The 21827-nt window shown below is 36.0% G+C and carries 16 protein-coding genes; 13 read left to right on the top strand and 3 right to left on the bottom strand.

Going from position 1 to position 21827, the window contains the following annotated elements; translation table 11 throughout:
• Positions 1 to 5 precede the first annotated feature (5 nt).
• The 13 genes from dltB (at position 6) to HMPREF0631_RS06350 (ending at position 16955) form a co-directional block, all read left to right on the top strand.
• On the top strand, positions 6 to 1196 hold the full coding sequence (gene dltB, locus HMPREF0631_RS06410; protein ID WP_002844007.1) for a D-alanyl-lipoteichoic acid biosynthesis protein DltB: 1191 nt from the start codon (positions 6 to 8) through the stop codon (positions 1194 to 1196).
• Positions 1197 to 1272: 76 nt separating this feature from the next.
• Complete coding sequence (gene dltC, locus HMPREF0631_RS06405) at positions 1273 to 1506, top strand: D-alanine--poly(phosphoribitol) ligase subunit DltC (protein ID WP_002844013.1); 234 nt, start codon at positions 1273 to 1275, stop codon at positions 1504 to 1506.
• Between the two features lie 309 nt (positions 1507 to 1815).
• Positions 1816 to 4188, top strand: coding sequence for a L,D-transpeptidase family protein (locus HMPREF0631_RS06400; protein WP_002843984.1), 2373 nt, complete (start codon positions 1816 to 1818; stop codon positions 4186 to 4188).
• A gap of 357 nt (positions 4189 to 4545) precedes the next feature.
• Positions 4546 to 6660 carry a class 1b ribonucleoside-diphosphate reductase subunit alpha gene (gene nrdE / locus HMPREF0631_RS06395; RefSeq protein WP_002843995.1) on the top strand — a complete coding sequence of 705 codons (2115 nt, stop codon included), beginning with the start codon at positions 4546 to 4548 and terminating at the stop codon, positions 6658 to 6660.
• A gap of 14 nt (positions 6661 to 6674) precedes the next feature.
• Complete coding sequence (nrdF, locus tag HMPREF0631_RS06390) at positions 6675 to 7688, top strand: class 1b ribonucleoside-diphosphate reductase subunit beta (RefSeq protein WP_002843991.1); 1014 nt, start codon at positions 6675 to 6677, stop codon at positions 7686 to 7688.
• A 329-nt stretch (positions 7689 to 8017) separates the two neighbouring features.
• Complete coding sequence (locus HMPREF0631_RS06385) at positions 8018 to 8602, top strand: restriction endonuclease subunit S domain-containing protein (protein ID WP_002844016.1); 585 nt, start codon at positions 8018 to 8020, stop codon at positions 8600 to 8602.
• Between the two features lie 123 nt (positions 8603 to 8725).
• The gene (locus HMPREF0631_RS06380; protein ID WP_002843989.1) at positions 8726 to 12004 is read left to right on the top strand and encodes a type I restriction endonuclease subunit R; all 3279 of its coding nucleotides are present in this window, start codon (positions 8726 to 8728) and stop codon (positions 12002 to 12004) included.
• On the top strand, positions 12005 to 12619 hold the full coding sequence (gene fic / locus HMPREF0631_RS06375) for a protein adenylyltransferase Fic (protein WP_002843975.1): 615 nt from the start codon (positions 12005 to 12007) through the stop codon (positions 12617 to 12619).
• Positions 12620 to 12624: 5 nt separating this feature from the next.
• Complete coding sequence (locus HMPREF0631_RS06370; protein ID WP_002843998.1) at positions 12625 to 13830, top strand: restriction endonuclease subunit S; 1206 nt, start codon at positions 12625 to 12627, stop codon at positions 13828 to 13830.
• A gap of 23 nt (positions 13831 to 13853) precedes the next feature.
• On the top strand, positions 13854 to 15461 hold the full coding sequence (locus HMPREF0631_RS06365; RefSeq protein ID WP_002843979.1) for a type I restriction-modification system subunit M: 1608 nt from the start codon (positions 13854 to 13856) through the stop codon (positions 15459 to 15461).
• Between the two features lie 120 nt (positions 15462 to 15581).
• Positions 15582 to 16079, top strand: coding sequence for a restriction endonuclease subunit S (locus HMPREF0631_RS06360; RefSeq protein WP_330360460.1), 498 nt, complete (start codon positions 15582 to 15584; stop codon positions 16077 to 16079).
• Between the two features lie 194 nt (positions 16080 to 16273).
• On the top strand, positions 16274 to 16669 hold the full coding sequence (locus tag HMPREF0631_RS06355) for a restriction endonuclease subunit S (RefSeq protein WP_002844012.1): 396 nt from the start codon (positions 16274 to 16276) through the stop codon (positions 16667 to 16669).
• The gene (locus tag HMPREF0631_RS06350) at positions 16638 to 16955 is read left to right on the top strand and encodes an AAA family ATPase (RefSeq protein ID WP_330360459.1); all 318 of its coding nucleotides are present in this window, start codon (positions 16638 to 16640) and stop codon (positions 16953 to 16955) included. The genes HMPREF0631_RS06355 and HMPREF0631_RS06350 overlap by 32 nt, the downstream gene beginning before the upstream one ends.
• 94 nt (positions 16956 to 17049) lie before the next feature.
• On the opposite strand, the gene HMPREF0631_RS06345 is transcribed toward HMPREF0631_RS06350, so the two are convergent.
• From HMPREF0631_RS06345 to pflB, 3 genes are all read right to left on the bottom strand, one after another.
• Entirely contained in the window at positions 17050 to 17985 is a 936-nt protein-coding gene (locus tag HMPREF0631_RS06345) for a site-specific integrase (RefSeq protein WP_002843985.1), read from the bottom strand.
• A 21-nt stretch (positions 17986 to 18006) separates the two neighbouring features.
• Complete coding sequence (pflA, locus tag HMPREF0631_RS06340) at positions 18007 to 18738, bottom strand: pyruvate formate-lyase-activating protein (RefSeq protein ID WP_002843982.1); 732 nt, start codon at positions 18736 to 18738, stop codon at positions 18007 to 18009.
• Between the two features lie 72 nt (positions 18739 to 18810).
• On the bottom strand, positions 18811 to 21042 hold the full coding sequence (gene pflB, locus HMPREF0631_RS06335) for a formate C-acetyltransferase (RefSeq protein WP_002843988.1): 2232 nt from the start codon (positions 21040 to 21042) through the stop codon (positions 18811 to 18813).
• Positions 21043 to 21827: the final 785 nt, after the last annotated feature.

Genomic DNA, 21827 nt, shown 5'->3' with positions numbered 1-21827 from the left:
ATAAGATGGTTTTTTCGCAATATGAAGGATACCTATACATGTATATCTTGTTTCTAACTATGATACCTGCTATAGGGCTTGGCCTAATGGGCAAGAAAATAAAATACTATGCCATGACCATAACCTGTCTCATGATATACCTAATAGTGGGTATAAATGTTCAGTTTGGTGTTCTCCTGGCATTTATGATATGGGAAGTAGCCACTATCCTTATATATATGAAGATCAGGCAAAATAGCAAGAATAAGTGGACTTATAGGTTGTTCTTGTTTTCTGCTATGCTACCCCTATTAATCAACAAGATAAGTCCAAAGACTCCTATGGGAGCTATAGGCTTTATAGGTATATCCTATCTGAGTTTTAGGGCTATACAGATAATAATAGAAATATATGATGGAAGTATAAAGTCTATCAAGCCACTGGATATGATTTACTTTATCTTGTTCTTCCCGAGTTTGAGCTCTGGACCTATAGATAGGTCTAGAAGGTTTGAAGAAGAGATAAATACTGCTATACCTAGACAGGTATATATTGACGAATACCTGCTACCAGGTTTTAAAAAGATTGCTATGGGTCTTTTGTACAAGTTTGCCATAGCTACAGTCCTACATATGTTCTGGGTCAGCAAGGTAAAACCGGATGTAGGCATACTACCTATAATCAATTATATGTACGCCTACACACTATACCTTTTCTTTGACTTCGCTGGATACTCATACCTTGCAGTCGGAACGAGTTATATATTTGGTGTTCACGCACCGGACAACTTTGACAAGCCGTTTCTTAGTAAGGACATGAAGGAATTCTGGACAAGATGGCATATATCTCTTTCAAGATGGTTTGGTGACTACCTATTCTCAAGGTTTGTCCTTGATTCTATGAGAAAAAAGAGGTTTAAAAAGAGGGCCACTGCATCTCATGTAGCCCAGATGATAACTATGACTACTATGGGATTTTGGCATGGGCTTACTTGGTACTATATAGCATATGGTATATACCAAGGCTTGATGCTAGTGTTTAATGATATGTTTACCAAGTCATCAAAGATACACAAAAAGTACAAAAAGAATAAAATTTATCAGGGAATACAGATATTTGTTACCTTCCATATAGTTTGCTTTGGTATGCTGATATTCTCAGGATTTTTAAATTACTATATACCATCAGGAGGAATTTGGAAATTTTTACCTAGATAATAGGGTGATAAGTAAGCTATAGTAAAGGATTTTAACATAAAATACTTGAAGAAGTTAAATAGGGGGGAGATCAATAATGGACATTAAAGAAAAAGTAATTGAAATATTTGAAGAAATATTAGATACAGACGAAATAAGAGATAATATGGATTTAGACATGTTTGAAAATGAGATGCTAGATTCATTGGCCATAATAGAAGTTCTACTAGGTATAGAGGATAAGTTGGGAATTTCCCTACAGCCTACTGACCTTGAAAGAAAAGATATGGCTACTGTAAACAACTTGATTTCTTTTTTAGAATCAAGATAGTTAATTGAAAAAAATCTGGGGATAAAGCCTATACCCAGATTTTTTTATATAGAAATTTATTTTCTTTTAATGATATAAAGTAAAATAGAAGAGTATTCTTGTAATATTGAAATTGAAATATATAAAATTTGTAACAAATTGGTTAATTAGGGGTGTAATATTTGACTTTTGTGGTAAACTAGTTATAGTGCAAAATTGTACTAATGAAATATAGGTTAAGGTATTTAATAATTTCAGAAGAAGAAATACCGTGTGTAAAATTGTACTAATGAAATACAGGCACGAAAATACTATGAAAGGATAGAGGGAATGTCGAGAGTAGAGCGTAAAAAACTTGAAAAGGAAATGAAGAAATCTAAAAAAGTATTTAAGTTTAAAAAAGATGGCAGTGCTCCTAAGAAGCCTCTAATAGATAAATCCTGCAAGACTGGTCAGGGACAAAATACTAATATAGATATTAATATAGAAAACAAAAAGCCATCTAATCAGGATAAGCTTAGACAAGACTTGGCAGATAGGCCGGAAAATGTTAAGGATATACTAGACAAAAGTCTTAAAACTGGGATTGGCAATCCTAACAAGGTTATGGTGAATAGTTCATCAGCTAGGACGATAACTGCCGACAAGATAGTTTCGGTTGAAGATGAGAGAATGTATTTTGAAAGAAAGCAAAAACAAAAGTCAATCGGAATTGATGATTCTAGTTTTATGACTGTTGATGATATCATAACTCTTGAAGACGAAGAAAGTGGCATTATTCCTAATTCTAATTTGGACACAAAGACTCAGGAGAGTCAAGAGGATAATATCAATGCTATTAAAAAGATACATATTGAGAAGGCTCCTTTTGAGGATGTTGTCAAAGTTGCCGAATCTAGGAAGCAAGCCAAGGCTGACTCTGATATCAAAGGTAAGAAACTAGGGTCTGAAAAGCAAGATAGTAAATTAGAGTCTGACCTACCATATAAGGCAGAGGATAATAATCACAAAAAGGATTTATATGACAAAGATGGAGATATAGTTGCTATGGAATATAATAAGAAAGATGAAACTTCAAAGTTGTTGGATTCTGTAGACTCTGTCAATAAGGCCACGATTGATGACTTATACGAGTATGCAGAAAAGAAAAAGAAGCCTAAAAAGACTGATAATAAGGAATTCAAAAAAGAAGAAAATAAAGAACCAATTAAAGAAAAAATAGATAAAAAATCAAACTCAAATAAGAAAGTGAAAGAAGGCAATAGTATTATGAATAATGAAAGTAAATCTACCGGAATTATAGCTACTGAGAATAGCAAAAGAGGTGGAGGATTTAATAAGTTTTTATTTGGACTATTAGGACTTATACTCGTAGTATATGGTGTAGGATGTTTTATTTTTAATGGCAGGTATTTTCCAAATACAAAGATAAATGGCATCGATGCAGGTCTTAAGACTCCTTCAAGTGTAGAAGATATAGCATCTAAAAATGCTGAGTCATATTCTATAGATATAACTGGTAGAAAAAATGTTAAAGATTCTATAAAGGGGTCAGATATAGGTCTTGAATTCGTAAAGGATGACAGTGCAAGTAAGATTAAAAAAGACCAAGGCTCTCTAGCTTGGCCACTTGCATTTTTTACTGACTATAAGTATGATGGCAAGTTGAATATAAAGTACGATAAGGATAAGTTGGATTCTAAGCTTGCTGACTTACATATCAATGATAAGAAAAAGATAGTAGCTCCTAAGAGTGCTGTTCCAAAATATGATGAATCTAAGAAGGAAGTGACAATAGACAAGGGAGAGTTGGGATCAACTCCTATAAAATCAAAACTTGTCAAGTTCTTAGATCAGTCAATATTGGCCCAGAAGACTAAGGCTAGTTATCCAGATTCAGTTTATAAGGCTCAAAAATACAATGCAGACTCTACTAAGGTAAAAAAGGCAGTTGCTACAATCAAGCCTTATGCAGATACAAAGATTGTATATGACTTTGAATATGAAAAGCACCAGATTCCTGGCCAGGATATAGTATCTATGTTCGACCTTGATGAAGAGGGAGAATACAATGTCAAGTTATCTAGGGACAAGGTTAGGGAAGTTGTAAGAGGTCTTAGCAGAAAGTATTCTACATATGGAGATACAAGAGAAATACAGTCAGCATCAACTGGTGGCAAGTTAAAAGTCAGCGGTGGTATATATGGTTGGTTGATCAACAGGGAAAAAGAGACTGATGAACTATACAAGATAATAGAAAAGAAAAAGAATGTAAATAATAGGAAGCCTATATATTCTCAAACAGCTGTATCTAGACAGAAGAATGACATGGGAGATGAATTCATAGAAATAGACTTGTCTAAGCAGCATATGTGGTATGTAAAGGGTGGTGAAGTTCAAGTATCAACACCTATAGTATCTGGTAACCCATATAATGGAGATGCTACACCTACTGGAATCTATCCACTTAACTATAAGACAAGAAATGCAGTTCTTAGAGGACCGGGATATGCATCACCAGTTGCTTACTGGATGCCTTTTAATGGAAATATAGGTATCCACGATTCTAGTTGGCAGGCTGCTTATGGTGGATCTAGATACTTATATGCTGGGTCTCATGGATGCATAAATACTCCTTACAGCAAGGTAGCACAGATATACAATTTAGCTAAAGAGGGAATGCCTGTAGTAGTACATGACTAGTAGGTAAATTAATCTATATGATTAAAATTAAATAAGAGGTAATATATAACGTTGATAGCCTTGATCACCAAGTTGTGGTTGATCCTATCAACGTTTATTTTTTGACCTACAAGTAGTATCAATAAGTCCATGATAGCATTTACATATACTAAATATAGTATTGATACATAAAATATACGCCTTGTCAATACTGTATATTGATTTTAATATGTGCTAAAATAGGGAATGTGATTGCATATATTCGAGGTGCTTGGGTATATATTAGAAGGTGAAAAGAGATTCTATTTATGTCTGTAATTAGAGATTTATAAATAGAAATAAACGGATTTATTTTTGGAATTTATAAGGAGAAGGATAATGGCTAACACAAAATATATTGAACTAAACAACGAAGTAATAGTGAGGGATGAACATGGTAGGTACCAACTTGAAAAGGACAAGGAAGCCCTAGCCCTTTACTTAAAAGACTCCATATATGAAAGAACTATGCATTTTGCTAGTGAACTTGAAAAGATAGATTATCTTGTTGAAAACGCATATTATGAAAAAGAAATAATAGAAAAGTACAGCAGGGAATTTATTGATGAATTATATAAGTACATATGTAGTTTTGGCTTTGAGTTTATGTCATATATGAGTGCGAGCAAGTTTTATGAAAATTATGCCCTTAAAACTGACGATGGTAAAAAAATCCTAGAGAATTATGAGGATAAGATACTTATTTGTTCACTAGCCATAGCAAGTGGTGACACTAGGGTAGCAAAAGATGTCGCTAAGAGACTTATAAAACAGGAATTTCAGCCTGCTACACCTACATTCCTAAACCTAGGAAGAAAGAGAGCGGGTCAGTTGGTATCTTGTTTCTTGCTTACAGTTGAGGACTCTTGTGAGGGTATTTCTTATGCTGTTGCTTCAGCCAACCACTTGTCAAAAATAGGTGGTGGTGTAGCCCTTAACCTTACAAGACTTAGGGCTAGAGGAGAGTCAATCAAGGGCATAGAGGGTGCCAGTGGTGGAGTAGTAGGAGTTGCCAAGATGCTTGAGCAGTCTTTCTCATATTTTAACCAGATGGGTGCTAGACAGGGAGCAGGAGCAGTCTACTTAAACGTACTTCACGCAGACTTTGACGCCCTTATGGATACTAAGAAGATCAATGCAGATGAAAGGGTAAGATTGGCAACCCTATCAATAGGTGCTATAATACCAGATGTATTTATGAAGTTGGCAGAAAAAAATGAGGTCGGCTATGCCTTTTATCCTCATTCAATCTACAAAAAATATGCCCTACATCTTGATGACCTGAATATGAACGAGTGGTACGACAAGCTTGTTGCCGATCCTGACATCAGAAAGAAGGAGATCAATCCTAGGGTAATACTTACTAGAATAGCTGCGACACAGATGGAATCAGGCTATCCTTATATAGTCTATATAGATACAGCCAACAAAAACCACACCCTAAAGGGGCTTGGCATGGTAAGGATGTCAAACTTGTGTTGTGAGATCTTCCAGTATCAGAGTCCATCTCATATAGAAGGCTACGGTTCAAAAAACAGCCAGTGGGGGCAGGACATATCTTGTAACCTAGGATCTTTAAATATAGCCAATATCATGGAAGGCAAAGAAATGGGTCATGCTATAGATGTTGCTATAAGGTTCTTGACAGATGTCAGCGATAGGACTAATATAGAGGAAGTACCAACAGTTAAAAACGGCAACGACAAGTCTCATTCAGTAGGACTTGGGGCCATGAACCTACATGGTTATTTAATGAAAAATAATATTAGATATGATTCTGATGAAGCGGTAGATTTTTGTAATGTCTTCTTTGCTATGATGAGATACCATGCAATCAAGACATCTATGAAGATAGCCAAGGAAAAAGGACAGACTTTTGATGGTTTTGAAAAATCTGAGTACTCAAAAGGAGAGTCCTCAGATGTATTAGGCAAGTACTATCAAATAGACTACCTACCAAAAACAGACAAGGTAAGGGCCTTATTTGAGGGCATGATGATACCTAGGAAAGAAGACTGGAAAGACTTGCTTGACCAAGTCAAAGAGGTTGGTATATACAATGCCTACTTGATGGCTATAGCTCCAACTCAGTCTATATCATATGTACAGAATGCCACTTCGTCAGTTATGCCTATAACAGAGCAGATAGAAGTGAGGATTTATGGGGATTCGACAACAATCTACCCTATGCCTTTCTTGACTAATGAGAACCTACTGTTCTATAAATCAGCCTACAATACAGATATGCTAAAGGTCATAGATGTTGTAGCAGCAGTACAGGACCATGTTGACCAGGGGATATCCACTACCTTGTTTGTAACAGACGACAAGACTACTAGGGATATAGCTAGGTACTATATATATGCCTACAAGAAAGGCTTAAAGAGTTTGTATTATACTAGGACAAAGATGCTTAGGGAGTTAAATAATGAGTGTCTGTCTTGTTCTGTATAGTTTTGGAGGAAGAGATGAGTAAAAAAAAGTTAACTAGAGAAGAGAGAATACAAAATATAAATAATTCTATCCATAAGGCTGTAAACTGGGATACAGAGGACGATGATTTCACTCAGGCCTTTTGGGACCAGAATGTAAAGCAGTTTTGGCTGCCAGAAGAGGTGCCTATATCAAAGGATATACCTAGCTGGGCTGAACTTACAGAATCAGAGAGGATCCTGTATAAGAGAGTCCTTGCAGGTCTTACCCTACTTGATACGAAACAGGGAAATGACGGTATACCATCAATGATGGATCTTACTGAGAACTTTCAGAGAAAGGCAGTCCTGTCATTTATGGGTACAATGGAAGAAATCCATGCCAAGTCTTACTCAAGTATTTTTACAACCTTGCTATCAAAGCATGAGATTGATGACCTATTCTTGTGGATCGAGGAAGAACCACTACTACAGAACAAGGCTAAGATAGTCTTGAGGCAGTACAAGAATGTAGAAGATCCAAAGAGTCTATACATGTCTATGGCTACAAGTGTATTTCTAGAGTCATTTTTATTCTATAGTGGATTTTTCTTTCCCCTATATCTAGCTGGTCAAGGAAAGATGATAGCAAGTGGAGAGATTATATCGCTTATCCTGAGAGATGAATCGCTACATGGCAAGTATATAGGCCTCTTAGCCCAGGAAAAGCTTAGAGAGTTTTCTTATGATGATAGAAATGAGTTGAAGGATGCTGTCTATAGACTTTTGAAGGAGCTTATGGAAAATGAGGAGAAGTACACAAGGATGCTTTATGAAGGACTAGGCCTAGAGGACCAGGTTATAAATTTCCTAAGGTACAATGCAAACTCAGCCCTAGTTAACCTAGGCTTTGAAGAGTTCTACAAGGTAGAACCGGTCAATGCCATAGTCCTAAATGGTTTGTCTACTGAGACAAAGACCCATGACTTTTTCTCAACTAAGGGTAATGGATACCAGAAGGGCATCTATGAAGACCTTGAGGATGAAGATTTTAAATTTGATAATATATAAGTCAAAAAGCTGACCCAAAAGGTCAGCTTTTTATCTTATAGTGATTAAAGAGTATGAAGTATTTGTTGGTTCTAAGGCATCACATAACACATAATTTAATGTGATTTTTAAAAATTACAAAAATATATAGGGATATCTATTGACATTTTTTCCATAAAGATCTATAATATATAATATAGTAATTTATATAAATTACAAAATTTGAATGATGTTTATTTACTGAGTAAAAATAAAACTAAAGTTGTAGCAACCAAGAAATTAAAATGAATTCATATGATATCAAAGGTTAGTACAAATGAAACAAAAATAATATGAAATAGGGTGATAACTTGAAAAAAACGATTAAACTGGATAAATTGGTGGGGGTAAAAAGTGGTAGTCCCCAGTTTAGGATAATTGAAACCGACAAGGTGGATGCACCTTGTTATACATTTTATAACCAATTTGATTTGGCTGATGACTTGGCAGGGATAGGTTCTAGGTCTAGTGATCAAGCGGAAAAAGTGGTGAGGACATTTGATAATCTTGTGGTCCTGAATGAAGGTGATTTAGTGTTTAGTTTGATATCTGCAAGTGGTGCCTTTGTTAGTGAGGAAAACGCTGGCAAAGTATGCACTCAAAACTATATAGTGCTGGAGCCAGGTCATAAAATAGACAAATCTTATTTGCTATATATCATAAATGAGTCCCAAGATATAAAGAGACAACTAATGATAGGCCTTCAGGGATCTAAAGTCTTAAAATATAGTCAAAAACAAGTTAAAGATTTGGAGATAAGAGAACTACCAAGTATAGAAAGGCAGAAAATAATTGGTCAGGTATACGTTAAGCAAAAGAAATTGTCGGCACTAAGGGCACGAGTAGCATCTAGTCAGGAGAAATTAGTATTAGGTGAATTATCAAAAGTAAAATAGTATAAAAGGTAAAAAAGAATGATAGAGTAATATTTAATAGTATTAAAAAGATAGACGGTAAATAATAAAAATTTTAATTAATAAATGGATAGGTTTAGAATTGTGTGAGAAGAAGGAGGCAGTATGAACGAGACAGAATTTGAATGTAAATTAATTGATCGTCTAAGTGGTGGTCTAAAATCCAAGTCATTTGTATATGAAAAGGAAGAGAATGACAAGCTCAACAAAGAAAAGAAGAATCTAATCTATAAGGCTAGCAAGGGGACAGAATCTAGTCTGGTATCGGATGGGTTGGACATATACCTGTCAAATACCAGTGACCTTTGGACCTATATGCCTAATATCAAGACAACTGAAGACCTATGGCAGAACTTCAAGGCTATTTTGGAGAGTCATAATCCTGGGGCACTTGACAACAAGAAGTTGTCAGATTCAGAGTTTGAAAATGTAAAAAGGGAAATTTGCAAGTTGAGCACACCATACGAAGCAGGGCAATTTTTGTTTGGTATGAATGGAGTTTGTCAAATTCAATTTTACCTAGATACGGGAAAATTTGTGACACTAGAAGTCTTCAACCAAGATAAAATAGCTGGTGGAAATACTGTATACCAAGTAGTAAATCAAATCGAAAGACCGTCGAAGATACCTGGAAAAAAGGACAGGAGGTTTGATACAACCCTCCTAATAAACGGACTACCAATAGTGCAGATAGAAGAAAAAGTAGCGGCAATACCAGCGGACTTTGCCCTAAACCAGATGCACCAGTACATAATAGAAAACCAGTATTCAGACATATTCTCTACTGTCCAACTCTTGGTTGCAATGACACCGGTAGAATGTAAATATATGGCGAATACGACAGCAGACAAGTTTAACAAGGACTTTTCCTTTTATTGGAAAGACAAGGATAATAAGCCAGTAAATGACTGGAAAAAATTCTCTGATGCCTTGTTGACTATACCGATGGCCCACCAGATGTCTACAAACTATATGATACTGGACGGCACAAAAAACAAGGAATCTCTAAAGGTTATGAGGTCCTATCAGGTATATGCTACCCAGGAAGCCATAGAAAAGATTAGAAAGACTCATTTCGATATGGGTGATAACAAGCTAGGTTATATTTGGCATACAACAGGTTCAGGTAAAACTATTACGAGTTTTAAAACTGCATGGCTGGCAAATAGACTAGCGAATGTAGACAAGGTTGTCTTTGTAGTAGATAGGATTGCCCTAACAAAACAGACAGTAGACTCTTATATGGCATATGATCCAAATTTTGAAACGAGTGAACTAGAAATATATGGTAGCATATCAGACACTAAAAATACGGGAGCATTAAAAAAGCAACTAGAAAAAAAAGGTGGAGGAATCATAATAACTTCAGTCCAAAAGCTCCAGACCCTAGTAAAGAGAAAGTTATTCAAGGCACCGAACAAAAATATACTATTCATAGTAGATGAAGCCCACAGGTCAACAGCTGGAGAAGGGTTTGATATGGTACAAAAGGCCTTTCCAAAGGGGGCCTGGCTAGGCTATACGGGTACACCGATGTTTGACAAGACTACAAAGGGACTAAGGACTGAAGATATATTTGGTAAGCTCCTACATGCCTATACTATAAGGGATGCTATAGCAGATAAGAATGTTCTAGGGTTTAAGGTAGATTTTCAGACTACGATAGATGAAACTGAAATGAAGGAAAAGTACCTACCATCTTTCTATGCCAATAGGTACCCAGACTGGCAGGACTGGCAGATAAAGAACAAGATAGATAATATGACTATAGAAGACATGGATGATGAGATAGAGCCTAGTTTTTACGATGAAAATATTGACCATATAAAACTAGTTGTCGAAGATATATTTAAAAATTGGAGGAATAGGTCTAATGATGGCAAGTACAATGCCCTCTTAACTACACATGTAGGTGGTAATAAGGCATCCATTCCGATGGCTATCATGTACTATGATGAAATCCAGAGGGTAAATAAAGAAAGAAAAAGTCAGAACCTACCTACCCTAAAGGTTGCAATAACGTTTAGCCTGAATACTACTAACAATGATGTAATGGTAAATACTAACGAAAGCCTAGAAAGAATAATAGACAGCTATAACAAGGAATTTGGCACTGAATTTGATATGACTACAGTCAACCTATACACTGAAGATGTAGCTACTAGACTGAAAAAAGCTAGTCATGATGACAATAACCTTGACCTAGTAATAGTAGTAGACCAGCTCTTGACAGGATTTGACGCTCCACAGATGAATACCCTATATGTAGACAGAACACTTAAGGGAGCGGGGCTTATCCAGGCATATTCAAGGACGAATAGAGTTCACAATATGCAGGACAAGCCTTGGGGAAGAGTAATCAACTACAGGTGGCCAAAGCAGAATGAAAAACTGATGAATGATGCATTGGCTATATATGCGGAAAAGTCATCTGCTGACTTGAAAAAGAAAATTGTGGATCCAGTAGAGCCAGGAATAATAGCTGAAAAGTTCAAAACCATCTTTGGAGAGGTAAGCAAAATAGTATCTAGATTAGACAATCTAACAGATAGCTTTGTAGACACACCACCATTAGAAAAAGACAAGGAAGAGATGTATCACCTATTGATGAAATATAATATAGGTATGGCAAAGTTAAAGCAGTATGACCCTGAAAAGGATGAATCAGGAGAATCAATAGGCTTTGATTATGATAGGCCAGATGATTTAATATATGCACTAGGTATGACACCAGACCAGGAGCAGACGCTTACTACCCACCTATCAAAAAAACTAAGAAAAGAACTTGCAGATATCAAGGAAGTACCAATATATCAGTTGGAGTTAAAAATGACCCATGTAAAGGAAATAAGGGTTAACTACGACTACCTAAATGAACTAGTAGCAGACTTATTGAACAAGGTGCATGAGAAGAAGATTGAAGAAGCCAAGGAAACAAGAAAGAACATTGAAAAGTTCACAGATACACTGGTGGATAGAAAACGTGCTAAGGAAATTAATGATGCGGCTGATGCTATCGTCAATGGTGAATATCCAACACCAGATATGAACTTTAAGTATCCGGCAGAGCCAGGGGTAGCATCTAGGGTAATAAAGGAAGCGAGTATTGTCAATGTAGATAAGAAGTTACTTGACTTTAGGATCAAGTGGGGTATAGTAGACCTGATATCTCCAAGTGATATTAGAGACTTGGTAATGAATCATGAGTTAGGAGAAAATGACTTAAATGATGGCAATCAAGTATCTGAAATACTAAAGAAGTCTGTAAAGATTTACGGGCAGATGGCATATGAAAAAGAAGTAAAAGAAATGTCAAGATCTAGATACAGAACTAGTTTTAAAGAAGCTCTATTAAATTTGGCTGATGAGATTGTAGGTGAATAGATGGTTTTAGAAAATAAATTAAACATTACAAGCTCATCTGAACTTGAGAGGGTAGAGGAAAAGATGAGCAAGGAGAAGGCGGTCGGCCTGTTTGAAAATAAAATAATAGGACAATTTGAAGTGGGTACATTTAATGGTCTAGCTGAGATTCATAAATATCTGTTTGAGGATATTTATGAATTTGCAGGCCAGATAAGAAGTGTAAATATATCAAAGGGAAATTTTAGATTTGCTCCAGTACTGTACTTAGATGATGCATTAAGGAAAATAGATAATATGCCCCAAGATAACTTTGACCAGATAATTGAGAAATATGTAGAGATGAATGTCGCCCATCCATTTAGAGAAGGTAATGGTAGGTCTATGAGAATTTGGTTAGATTGCATATTGAAAAATTCTATTGGCAGGGTAGTAGACTGGTCAAAGGTTGATAAAGAAGACTACTTGATGGCTATGGAAAGAAGTCCTATTAAAGACTTGGAGATAAAGTATATTATTGAAAAGGCTCTGACTGACAGGGTCGATGATAGGGGAATATACATGAAGGGCATAGATGCATCTTATGCCTATGAAGGTTACACTGTATACAGGACTGAAGAATTGATAAGGGGGTGAATTATATGAATGGAAAAAAGAAAGAAGAAAGAAGGGTACCTAAGCTGAGATTTCCTGGATTTACGGAAGATTGGGAACAGCGTAAGTTGGGAGAATTAGGGAATGTTGGTATGTGTAAGCGAATATTTAAAGAACAAACTTTTGATGAAGGTGATGTTCCTTTTTTCAAAATTGGTACATTCGGAGGAGAAGCTGATGCTTTTATTTCTAGAGAATTATTCGAGGAATACAAGAAGAAATATCCGTATCCTGAAAAGGGGGCTATATTAATTTCTGCTTCAGGAACTATAGGGAGAACTGTCGAATTCACTGGTAGAGACGAGTATTTTCAAGATTCCAATATTGTATGGTTGAAACACGATTCAAGGTTGTTAGATAGTTTTTTGAAGTACGTATATGAGTGTATTAAGTGGAATGGAATTGAAGGTAGTACGATTAAAAGATTATATAACAATAATATTCTAAAAACAGAAATTAGGTTACCAGAAATTAATGAACAAAAACAAATTTCAACCTTTTTTAAATTTATAGACAACCTAATTACCCTTCATCAGCGTAAGTTGGAAGACTTGAAGGAAATGAAAAAAGGGCTACTTCAAAAAATGTTTCCTAAAAATAATGAAAAAGTTCCAGAACTAAGGTTTCCTGGATTCACAGAAGATTGGGAACAGCGTAAGTTAGGGAAATTATATCAACGCAATACTGAAAGAAACGAAAATCTAATAGGATACGATAAAACCATATCTGTTGCAACGATGAGTTACAAAGATGATGGCAATGGTGCATCGGAAAGCTCATTGTCTACCTACAAAGTGCTTAGAGTAGGGGATATTGCTTTTGAAGGCCATACAAATAAACAATTTCATTTTGGAAGATTCGTTGTGAATGATATTGGAACAGGCATAATGTCGCCAAGATTCAGTACTTTAAGACCATTGAATGAAATGCCGGTTAATTTTTGGAAGCAATATATACATTCTGAATCTGTCATGAGGAGAATACTTGTCAATTCTACAAAAGCTGGGACTATGATGAATGAACTGGTTATTCCGGAATTTTTGAATCAGACAATAATGGTTCCTAGCGAAAACGAACAAGCGGTAATAGGACAATACTTTACCAACCTCGACCACCTTATCACCCTTCATCAGCGTAAACTAAACCACCTAAAAGAACTTAAAAAAGGTCTGCTTCAGCAGATGTTTGTATAAACAATTAAGAAAGGAAACTAAAAATGGACAATAAAGTACAATCAATTACGAGTAAACTTTGGGCTATGGCCAACGAACTGAGAGGCAACATGGATGCTTCTGAGTTCAAAAACTACATACTAGCTTTTATGTTTTATAGATACTTATCAGAACATCAGGAAAACTACATGGTTGAGTATGGTATCATAGATTCTGAAGATGGTATGTCTAACAACGAGGTATACAAGAGAGATTCGGCAGGTGATTTAGATACATTTATCAAGGATATTGCTGATGAATTAGGATATGCCATATACCCAGATGACACTTGGGAGAGTCTATGCAATAAAATTGATGAGGGTAAGATAGTACCTAGTGATTACCAAAAGCTACTGGATAATTTCAACAACAATGCCAGGATAAATGAGAGGGCAGAGGAAGACTTCTCAGGTGTTTTCAACGATATCAACCTAGGTGATTCAAAGCTTGGTGCAAGTGCAACAGCAAGGGCTAGGTCGCTTAACAACATTGTAAAACTAGTTGATGAAGTAGAATACAAGGGTGAAGATGGCAAAGACATACTAGGAGAGATTTACGAATACCTAATTGGACAATTTGCAGCTAGTGCTGGTAAGAAGGGCGGAGAGTTCTACACACCTCACCAGGTCAGCCAGATATTGGCAAAGATAGTGACTACAGGTAGAGTAGCTAGTAAGAAGACTTTTAATCTATATGATCCAACTATGGGGTCAGGGTCTCTACTACTGACTGTCAGGGATGAGTTGCCAGGTGGAGATAGGGTAGGTGCTATGGACTTTTATGGACAGGAGTTAAATACTACTACCTACAACCTTGCAAGGATGAACCTGATGATGCATGGCGTTGAGTATAAAAATATGTCGCTAAAAAATGGCGATACTCTTGAAGAGGACTGGCCAATTGACACTGACAAGAATGGTAAAATGGAACCAAAATGGTTTGATGCAGTAGTTGCAAACCCACCCTATTCTGCAAAGTGGGATAACAACGAAAGAAAGATAAAAGACCCAAGATTCAATGGATACGGGAAACTAGCACCAGCATCAAAGGCAGACTTTGCCTTTATACTTCATAGTGTTTACCACCTAAAGGAAGATGGTACAATGGCTATAGTATTACCACATGGAGTCCTATTTAGAGGGGCCGCAGAGGGTGTAATTAGAAAGACCTTAATCGAAAAAGACAACTATCTTGATGCTGTAATAGGACTTCCAGCCAACTTGTTCTATGGTACGAGTATACCTACAACAATATTAGTATTCAAAAAGGATAGGACTGCCAGAGGAGTGAGCGATGTATTGTTTATAGATGCTAGTAGTGATTTTGTAAAGGGAAAGAACCAAAATACCCTAACTGATGAATTTATAGACAAGATTGTATCTACTTATAGGTATAGAAAAGCTATAGACAAGTATTCGTATGTTGCAAGCCTTGATGAAGTCAAGGAAAATGACTACAACCTAAATATTCCTAGGTACGTTGATACATTTGAAGAAGAGGAACCAGTTGACCTAATAGCTGTTTCTAAATTGATTGAAGAAGATAACAAGGAAATAGCTAAGTTGGAATCTGAGATAATGGAACAGCTTAGAATACTAGGGTTAGAAGTGTAGTTAAGAGTAAACAACAATATATGATCTGCTTAAAATTTATTTCTAAGGCTAGTTTAATTGGATTTCAATTTGTAATTGAAAATACTGTAAGTATATTTTAATTTATTAAGGAGCAGGAAACTGCTCCTTAATTATTGGGAACAGCGTAAGTTGGGGGAAATGTTCAAATACGAGCAACCGCAAGACTATATTGTTGAAAGCACAGAGTATGACGATAAAAATGAAATACCCGTTTTGACGGCAGGGCAAAGTTTTATTTTAGGTTATACCGATGAACAGTTTGGAATAAAACAAGCGTGTGAAGAAAGTCCCGTAATCATTTTTGATGATTTTACAACATCATCGCATTATGTGGATTTTCCCTTTAAAGTAAAGAGTTCTGCGATGAAATTACTTACTCTAAATAACCCAAACGACAATATACATTGTGCCTACAATGTTTTGCAAAATATCGGATTTGTACCCGTTAGTCACGGGCGACATTGGATTTCAACATTTGCGAAGTTTAAGGCATTGTTACCCAAAAGTGCAGATGAACAAGAGAAAATTGGTCAATACTTTGCCAACATCGATAACCTTATTACCCTTCACCAGCGTAAGTGTCTTTATATGTTTTAAATAAAAAACAACTAAAAATACGTATTTTTAAATGAAAATGTATAAAAACAAGAACTTGGGAACAGCGTAAGTTTACAGAAATCACTTTTTTAGCAGGAGAAAAGAACAGGGATAATCTTCCTTTTGAAAGTTATTCCATCACAAATGAGAACGGATTTGTTCCACAAAATGAGCAATTTGAGAATGGTGGAACTATGCGTGAAGCTGACAAAACAATGTATTATATTGTTTCTCCAAACTCGTTTGCATACAATCCTGCAAGAATAAATGTTGGTTCTATCGGATACCAAAATCTTGATAAAAGTGTGATTGTAAGCTCACTATACGAGGTTTTTAAGACAACGGCTGATGTGGACGATAGGTTCCTGTGGCATTGGTTTAAGAGTGCTGCTTTTCAGAAAATGATTGAGAAATATCAAGAAGGTGGAGTGCGTCTGTACTTTTACTATGACAAGTTATGTATGTGTTCAATAGCACTTCCATCTATTGAGGAGCAACACAAAATAGGTAAGCATTTGGATATGCTTGACAACCTAATTACCCTTCACCAGCGTATATATAATATTACCAATAAAATCATTTACAAATGATAATAAAACACCTAATTATAAGATATTCCAAAGAATTCCTTCGCTTACAATAGAATTGAAAAGTATTTTGGATGAGAAGGCATTGAAGGGTGAAAATAATGAAGGTGATTATTGCTTGACGGGTTCTCAAAAATTCACCATGATGAAAAATATATCTGAAACATTGGCTTGTAGAGTTGCTATATTTGAGATGTCAACCTTGTCATCAGCAAAGATTGAAGTAAAGAAGAATAAGGTACCAACTAATCCTGATAAAAACTTTGGAGTATTACTTATACATGAGTAGACAAAAGGTCTTCTGAAAAATAGCGAGGCAGCAGAAACTGTCTCACTATTAAAGTGTAGCTTACTTTAGTACATCATTATTAGGGTAGCATTTTTTATGTAAGTCCGGATAGAGATCTCATAACCAGATCTAGGTCTTTGTTTTCTAATTCATGAATGATGTGTAGGTAGGTTTTTTGAGTAGTTGCCATAGATGAATGGCCAAGTCTTCTGGCAACACTAGCTGTAGATACCCCCGCAAATAGTAATAAAGATGCGTGTGTATGTCTCAGGCCATGTATAGAAACTACTGGTATGTTAGCTTCATTACACCTTCTTTTAAGAATTGCGTTGACAGTCGAGTTGTACACTACATCTTTATTAATAGTGAATATTGGTTCATCCTTGGGTAAATTTTTTAGTAATTGTGAAAACTGTATGATAGTTTGCCAATCTAGATGTATTTTCCTTACAGATGATCTATTTTTGGTTGGAAGGAAGCCACCTTTTTCCTTGTAATTCCAAGTTTTATTTATAGATAATACCTGTCTAGAAAAATCAAAGTCGTTTGGAGTCAGACCGAGAGCTTCGGAAAATCTCATACCTGTTTTTGCTACTAACATTATAAACCAGTCCCAACTAATAGATTCATCTAATTTTAAGCAGTCTAATAGTTTGTGAAGCTCATACTGATTTAGGTACTTCTGCTTTTTTATTCTTGGTGGTTTTCCCTTTATTATTACTTTTCTTGTTGGATCCCTATCTATAAGACCTTCATCAACAGCATCTAAGATAGAGGATTTTAATTGGTGGTGGAAATCCATAGTAGTCTGCCTTTCGTGATATAGAGCATAGTTGTTGATTAGTTTTTGGTATTCAATTCTAGTCAATTCACATACCTTAAGGTTTGGGACCAGGCGTTCCAACCATGAATGGGTCATAAGGTATTTGTTCATAGTTACCTTTCTGATTGCACCTTCCTTGTAAATATAGATCCACTTCCTATAGTATTCGTGGAAATACTCCTTTTTCTTTTCTTTGATTGTATCCATGATAACCTCCTATGCTATCATCTATACAAACCTATCCACACCCATGTCCAAAAAGACCTTCTTGGCCTTTTCAACATCATCCTTTGTTGCAGGTTCAACATCCTTAAGGCTGTATTCTAGTCCTAGCTGTTCCCACTTAGGTACACCCATGACATGGTAAGGAAGAAATTCAAACCTATCGACATTGTTTAGGCTGGCTGTGAAATCTGCCATAAGTTCTAGGTTTTCCCTTGAATCAGTAATACCTGGTATCAGGACGTGTCTTAACCAAACAGGGATATTTCTTTCGTCTAAGTATCTAGCAAGCTGCATGGCCTTTTCTGAACTGGCTCCTGTTAGCCACTTTGATCTTTCAGGGTCCATATGTTTTAGGTCTAGTAAGACAAGGTCTGTATAGTCTAGCAATTCTTTTATTTTGTCTATCTCTACAAATCCACTAGTATCAAGACAGGTATGGACTCCATTTTTCTTGGCTAGCCTAAATACCTCTGTGACAAAGTCTGCTTGTAGGCTTGCCTCGCCACCTGATACAGTTATGCCTCCTCCTGATGTTTCGTAGTATGTTTTGTATTTCATGTATTCATCTATAACCTCATCAGGTGTCATTTCTGTTCCGATACCAGTTTCCCACGTATCTCTATTGTGGCAAAACCTACATCTTAGGGGGCAACCTTGTGTAAATAAGACAAATCTTATGCCTGGGCCATCTACTGTGCCAAATGTTTCGTATGAGTGTATTCTTCCTTTTGTCATTTTATACCTCCAAATATCAATAGGGAGCTGATTAGCCCCCTACTGTATTATATATTATTTTGTTGGGGTGGACTAGGCCATTTTTCCGTGGAATGTTCTGTTTATAACGTCCATCTGCTGTTCTCTTGTTAGCTTGATGAAGTTTACAGCGTATCCTGATACCCTGATTGTTAGCTGTGGGTAGTTTTCTGGATTTTCCATTGCATCTAGAAGAGTTTCTCTGTCTAGTACGTTTACGTTTAAGTGCTGGGCCTTCTGAGTGAAGTATCCGTCCATCATAGATGATAGGTTCTTTACTCTTTCATCCATTGACTTTCCTAGGGCAGCTGGCACTATTGAGAAGGTATTAGAGATACCATCCTGTGATTCTTCATATGGTAGCTTGGCTACTGATGATAGGGAAGCAAGGGCTCCGTGTGAATCTCTACCATGCATTGGGTTGGCACCTGGTGCAAATGGTTCTCCGGCCTTTCTACCGTCTGGAGTGTTACCTGTCTTCTTACCGTATACAACGTTTGAAGTTATTGTAAGTACTGACTGAGTATGTGTAGCATTTCTGTATGTCTTGTGCTTTCTGATCTTGTTCATGAATCCTCTTACAAGTTCAACGGCTATTTCGTCAACTCTGTCATCGTTGTTACCGTACATTGGGAATTCACCCTCAGTTTCAAAGTCTACTACTATTCCTTCTTCATTTCTGATTGGCTTAACCTTAGCGTACTTGATAGCTGAAAGTGAGTCAGCGCACACTGATAATCCTGCTATACCACAAGCCATTGTCCTAAATACGTCCTTGTCGTGAAGGGCCATTTCTAGTGACTCGTATGAATACTTGTCATGCATGTAGTGGATTACATTTAGTGTGTTTACGTATAGGCCAGCTAGCCATTCTGAATATTCTTCAAATCTAGCTCTAACTGTTTCATAGTCTAGCACTTCGTCCTTTAGTGGTGCCTGTGCTGGTCCTACTTGGACTCCTGACTTTTCGTCTATACCACCGTTGATAGAGTATAGTAGTGTCTTAGCTAGGTTGACTCTTGCTCCGAAGAACTGCATCTGCTTTCCAAGTCTCATGGCAGATACACAACAAGCTATACCGTAGTCGTCTCCTGTGAAGTCCTGCATTAGGTCGTCGTTTTCGTACTGGACTGAACTAGTGTCTATTGATACCTTTGAGCAGAAGTCCTTGAATCCCTGTGGTAACTTTGTAGACCAAAGTACTGTTAGGTTTGGTTCTGGTGAAGGTCCTATGTTGTATAGGGTATTTAGGATTCTGAATGAGTTCTTAGTTACCCAAGATCTACCATCAGAGTTCATACCTGCTATTGATTCTGTTACCCAAGTTGGGTCTCCTGAGAATAGGTCATTGTATTCTGGAGTTCTAAGGAACTTTACAAGTCTTAACTTCATTACGTAGTGGTCGATTAGCTCCTGGGCTTCCTTTTCAGTAATAGTACCATTTGCTAGGTCTCTTTCAATGTAGATATCTAGGAATGTAGAAGTTCTACCGATTGACATGGCAGCACCGTTCTGGTCCTTTATAGCTGCAAGGTAAGCAAAGTATAGCCACTGAACTGCTTCCTGTGCATTTGTCGCAGGGCCAGAAATATCTATTCCGTATGAGTTTGCCATATTCTTTAGCTTATTAAGGGCTAATATCTGTTCTGCAATTTCTTCTCTTAGTCTAATTGTATCTTCTGTCATAGGTTCATTGGCAAGAGATAATTTTTCTTCCTTCTTCTTTTCTATTAGGAAGTCTACACCATATAGGGCAACTCTTCTGTAGTCTCCTATGATTCTACCTCTACCATAGGCATCTGGAAGACCTGTTATGATACCAGCTTTTCTTGCATTCCTCATTTCTTCAGTATATACATCGAACACACCCTGGTTGTGAGTCTTTCTATATTTAGTGAAGATTTCTTTGATTTCTGGATTTAGCTTGAATCCATAAGCGTCACAAGAATTTTCTACCATTCTTATACCACCATAAGGCATTATAGCTCTCTTAAGAGGAGCATCTGTCTGTAGACCAACGATTTTTTCTAGGTCCTTATCTATATATCCTGGAGCATAGGCATCGATACCTGATATTGTATCCACGTCTACATCAAGAGTGCCACCATTATCTCTTTCTTTTTTAAATAGGAATGTTAATTCATCCCAAAGTTTCTTTGTGTTTTCAGTAGGCCCTTCCAAGAATTCAGCGTCACCTTCGTACTGAGAGTAGTTTAGGTTGATGAAGTCTAGTACATCAATGTTTTCAGACCAGTTTCCTTTTTTAAAATCTTTCCAAGCAGTCATAATAATAACCTCCTTAAATAAAAGTATATTAGTGTGTTTGTTGTGGTTTTATATTAAATTGCCAAGTTTGTGTATAGAGAAGTTATTTTATCTTGGCAACTAGTATAAACTAAGTTGTTTATCATGTAAGACTCTTATAGTCTTATTTTCAGGCAATCTCTAATCGCCATATAGCAAGCTATTTGTCATCTGAAAAGAATAATATGCAGGGTATACCTATAAATGCAAAGTTATACTTTTACAAATATAAAAGGATGTAAAGCTACACTTTTACAAATATAAAAGGGATTCTATATAATTTACATAAGATGAATAGATAGCATAGCTAATATCTATATAAATATGTAGCGAGATATATAAAATGCATACTGTTTATTGTATACAATATTAATCATGATAATAATCATTTCCTATTAATAATTATTATCTATAGTTTTCATATTTATAATAACATTCAAATATGTAAAGTTCAATAGAATTTTTATCTAAAAATAAAGTTAGAAAATTTTAAATATATCTACAATTTGTATATGCAAAAAAACTAGTAAAAAACTATTGACCTTTATATAAAAAAGAGTGTATAGTATTACTTGTCGCTGAGAGATACAGTGTATATAAGGACTGTAATACACGGTGATATTAAAAAGTTAAGAAGCAAGTTTGCTTTTAGAAAAGATTTTTCAGAGTGCCGATGTATCGGTTGGAAAACTTTAAAAAACTTTAAAAAACATATTGACATTATGAAATGAATATGTTATTATTAATAAGTCGTCAGGTGAGACGAT

The organism is Peptostreptococcus anaerobius 653-L (assembly GCF_000178095.1).
GTDB classification, from domain to species: domain Bacteria; phylum Bacillota; class Clostridia; order Peptostreptococcales; family Peptostreptococcaceae; genus Peptostreptococcus; species Peptostreptococcus anaerobius.
The sequence above is the reverse complement of the archived record's forward strand: the minus strand, read 5'-3'. Positions and strand labels throughout refer to the sequence as shown.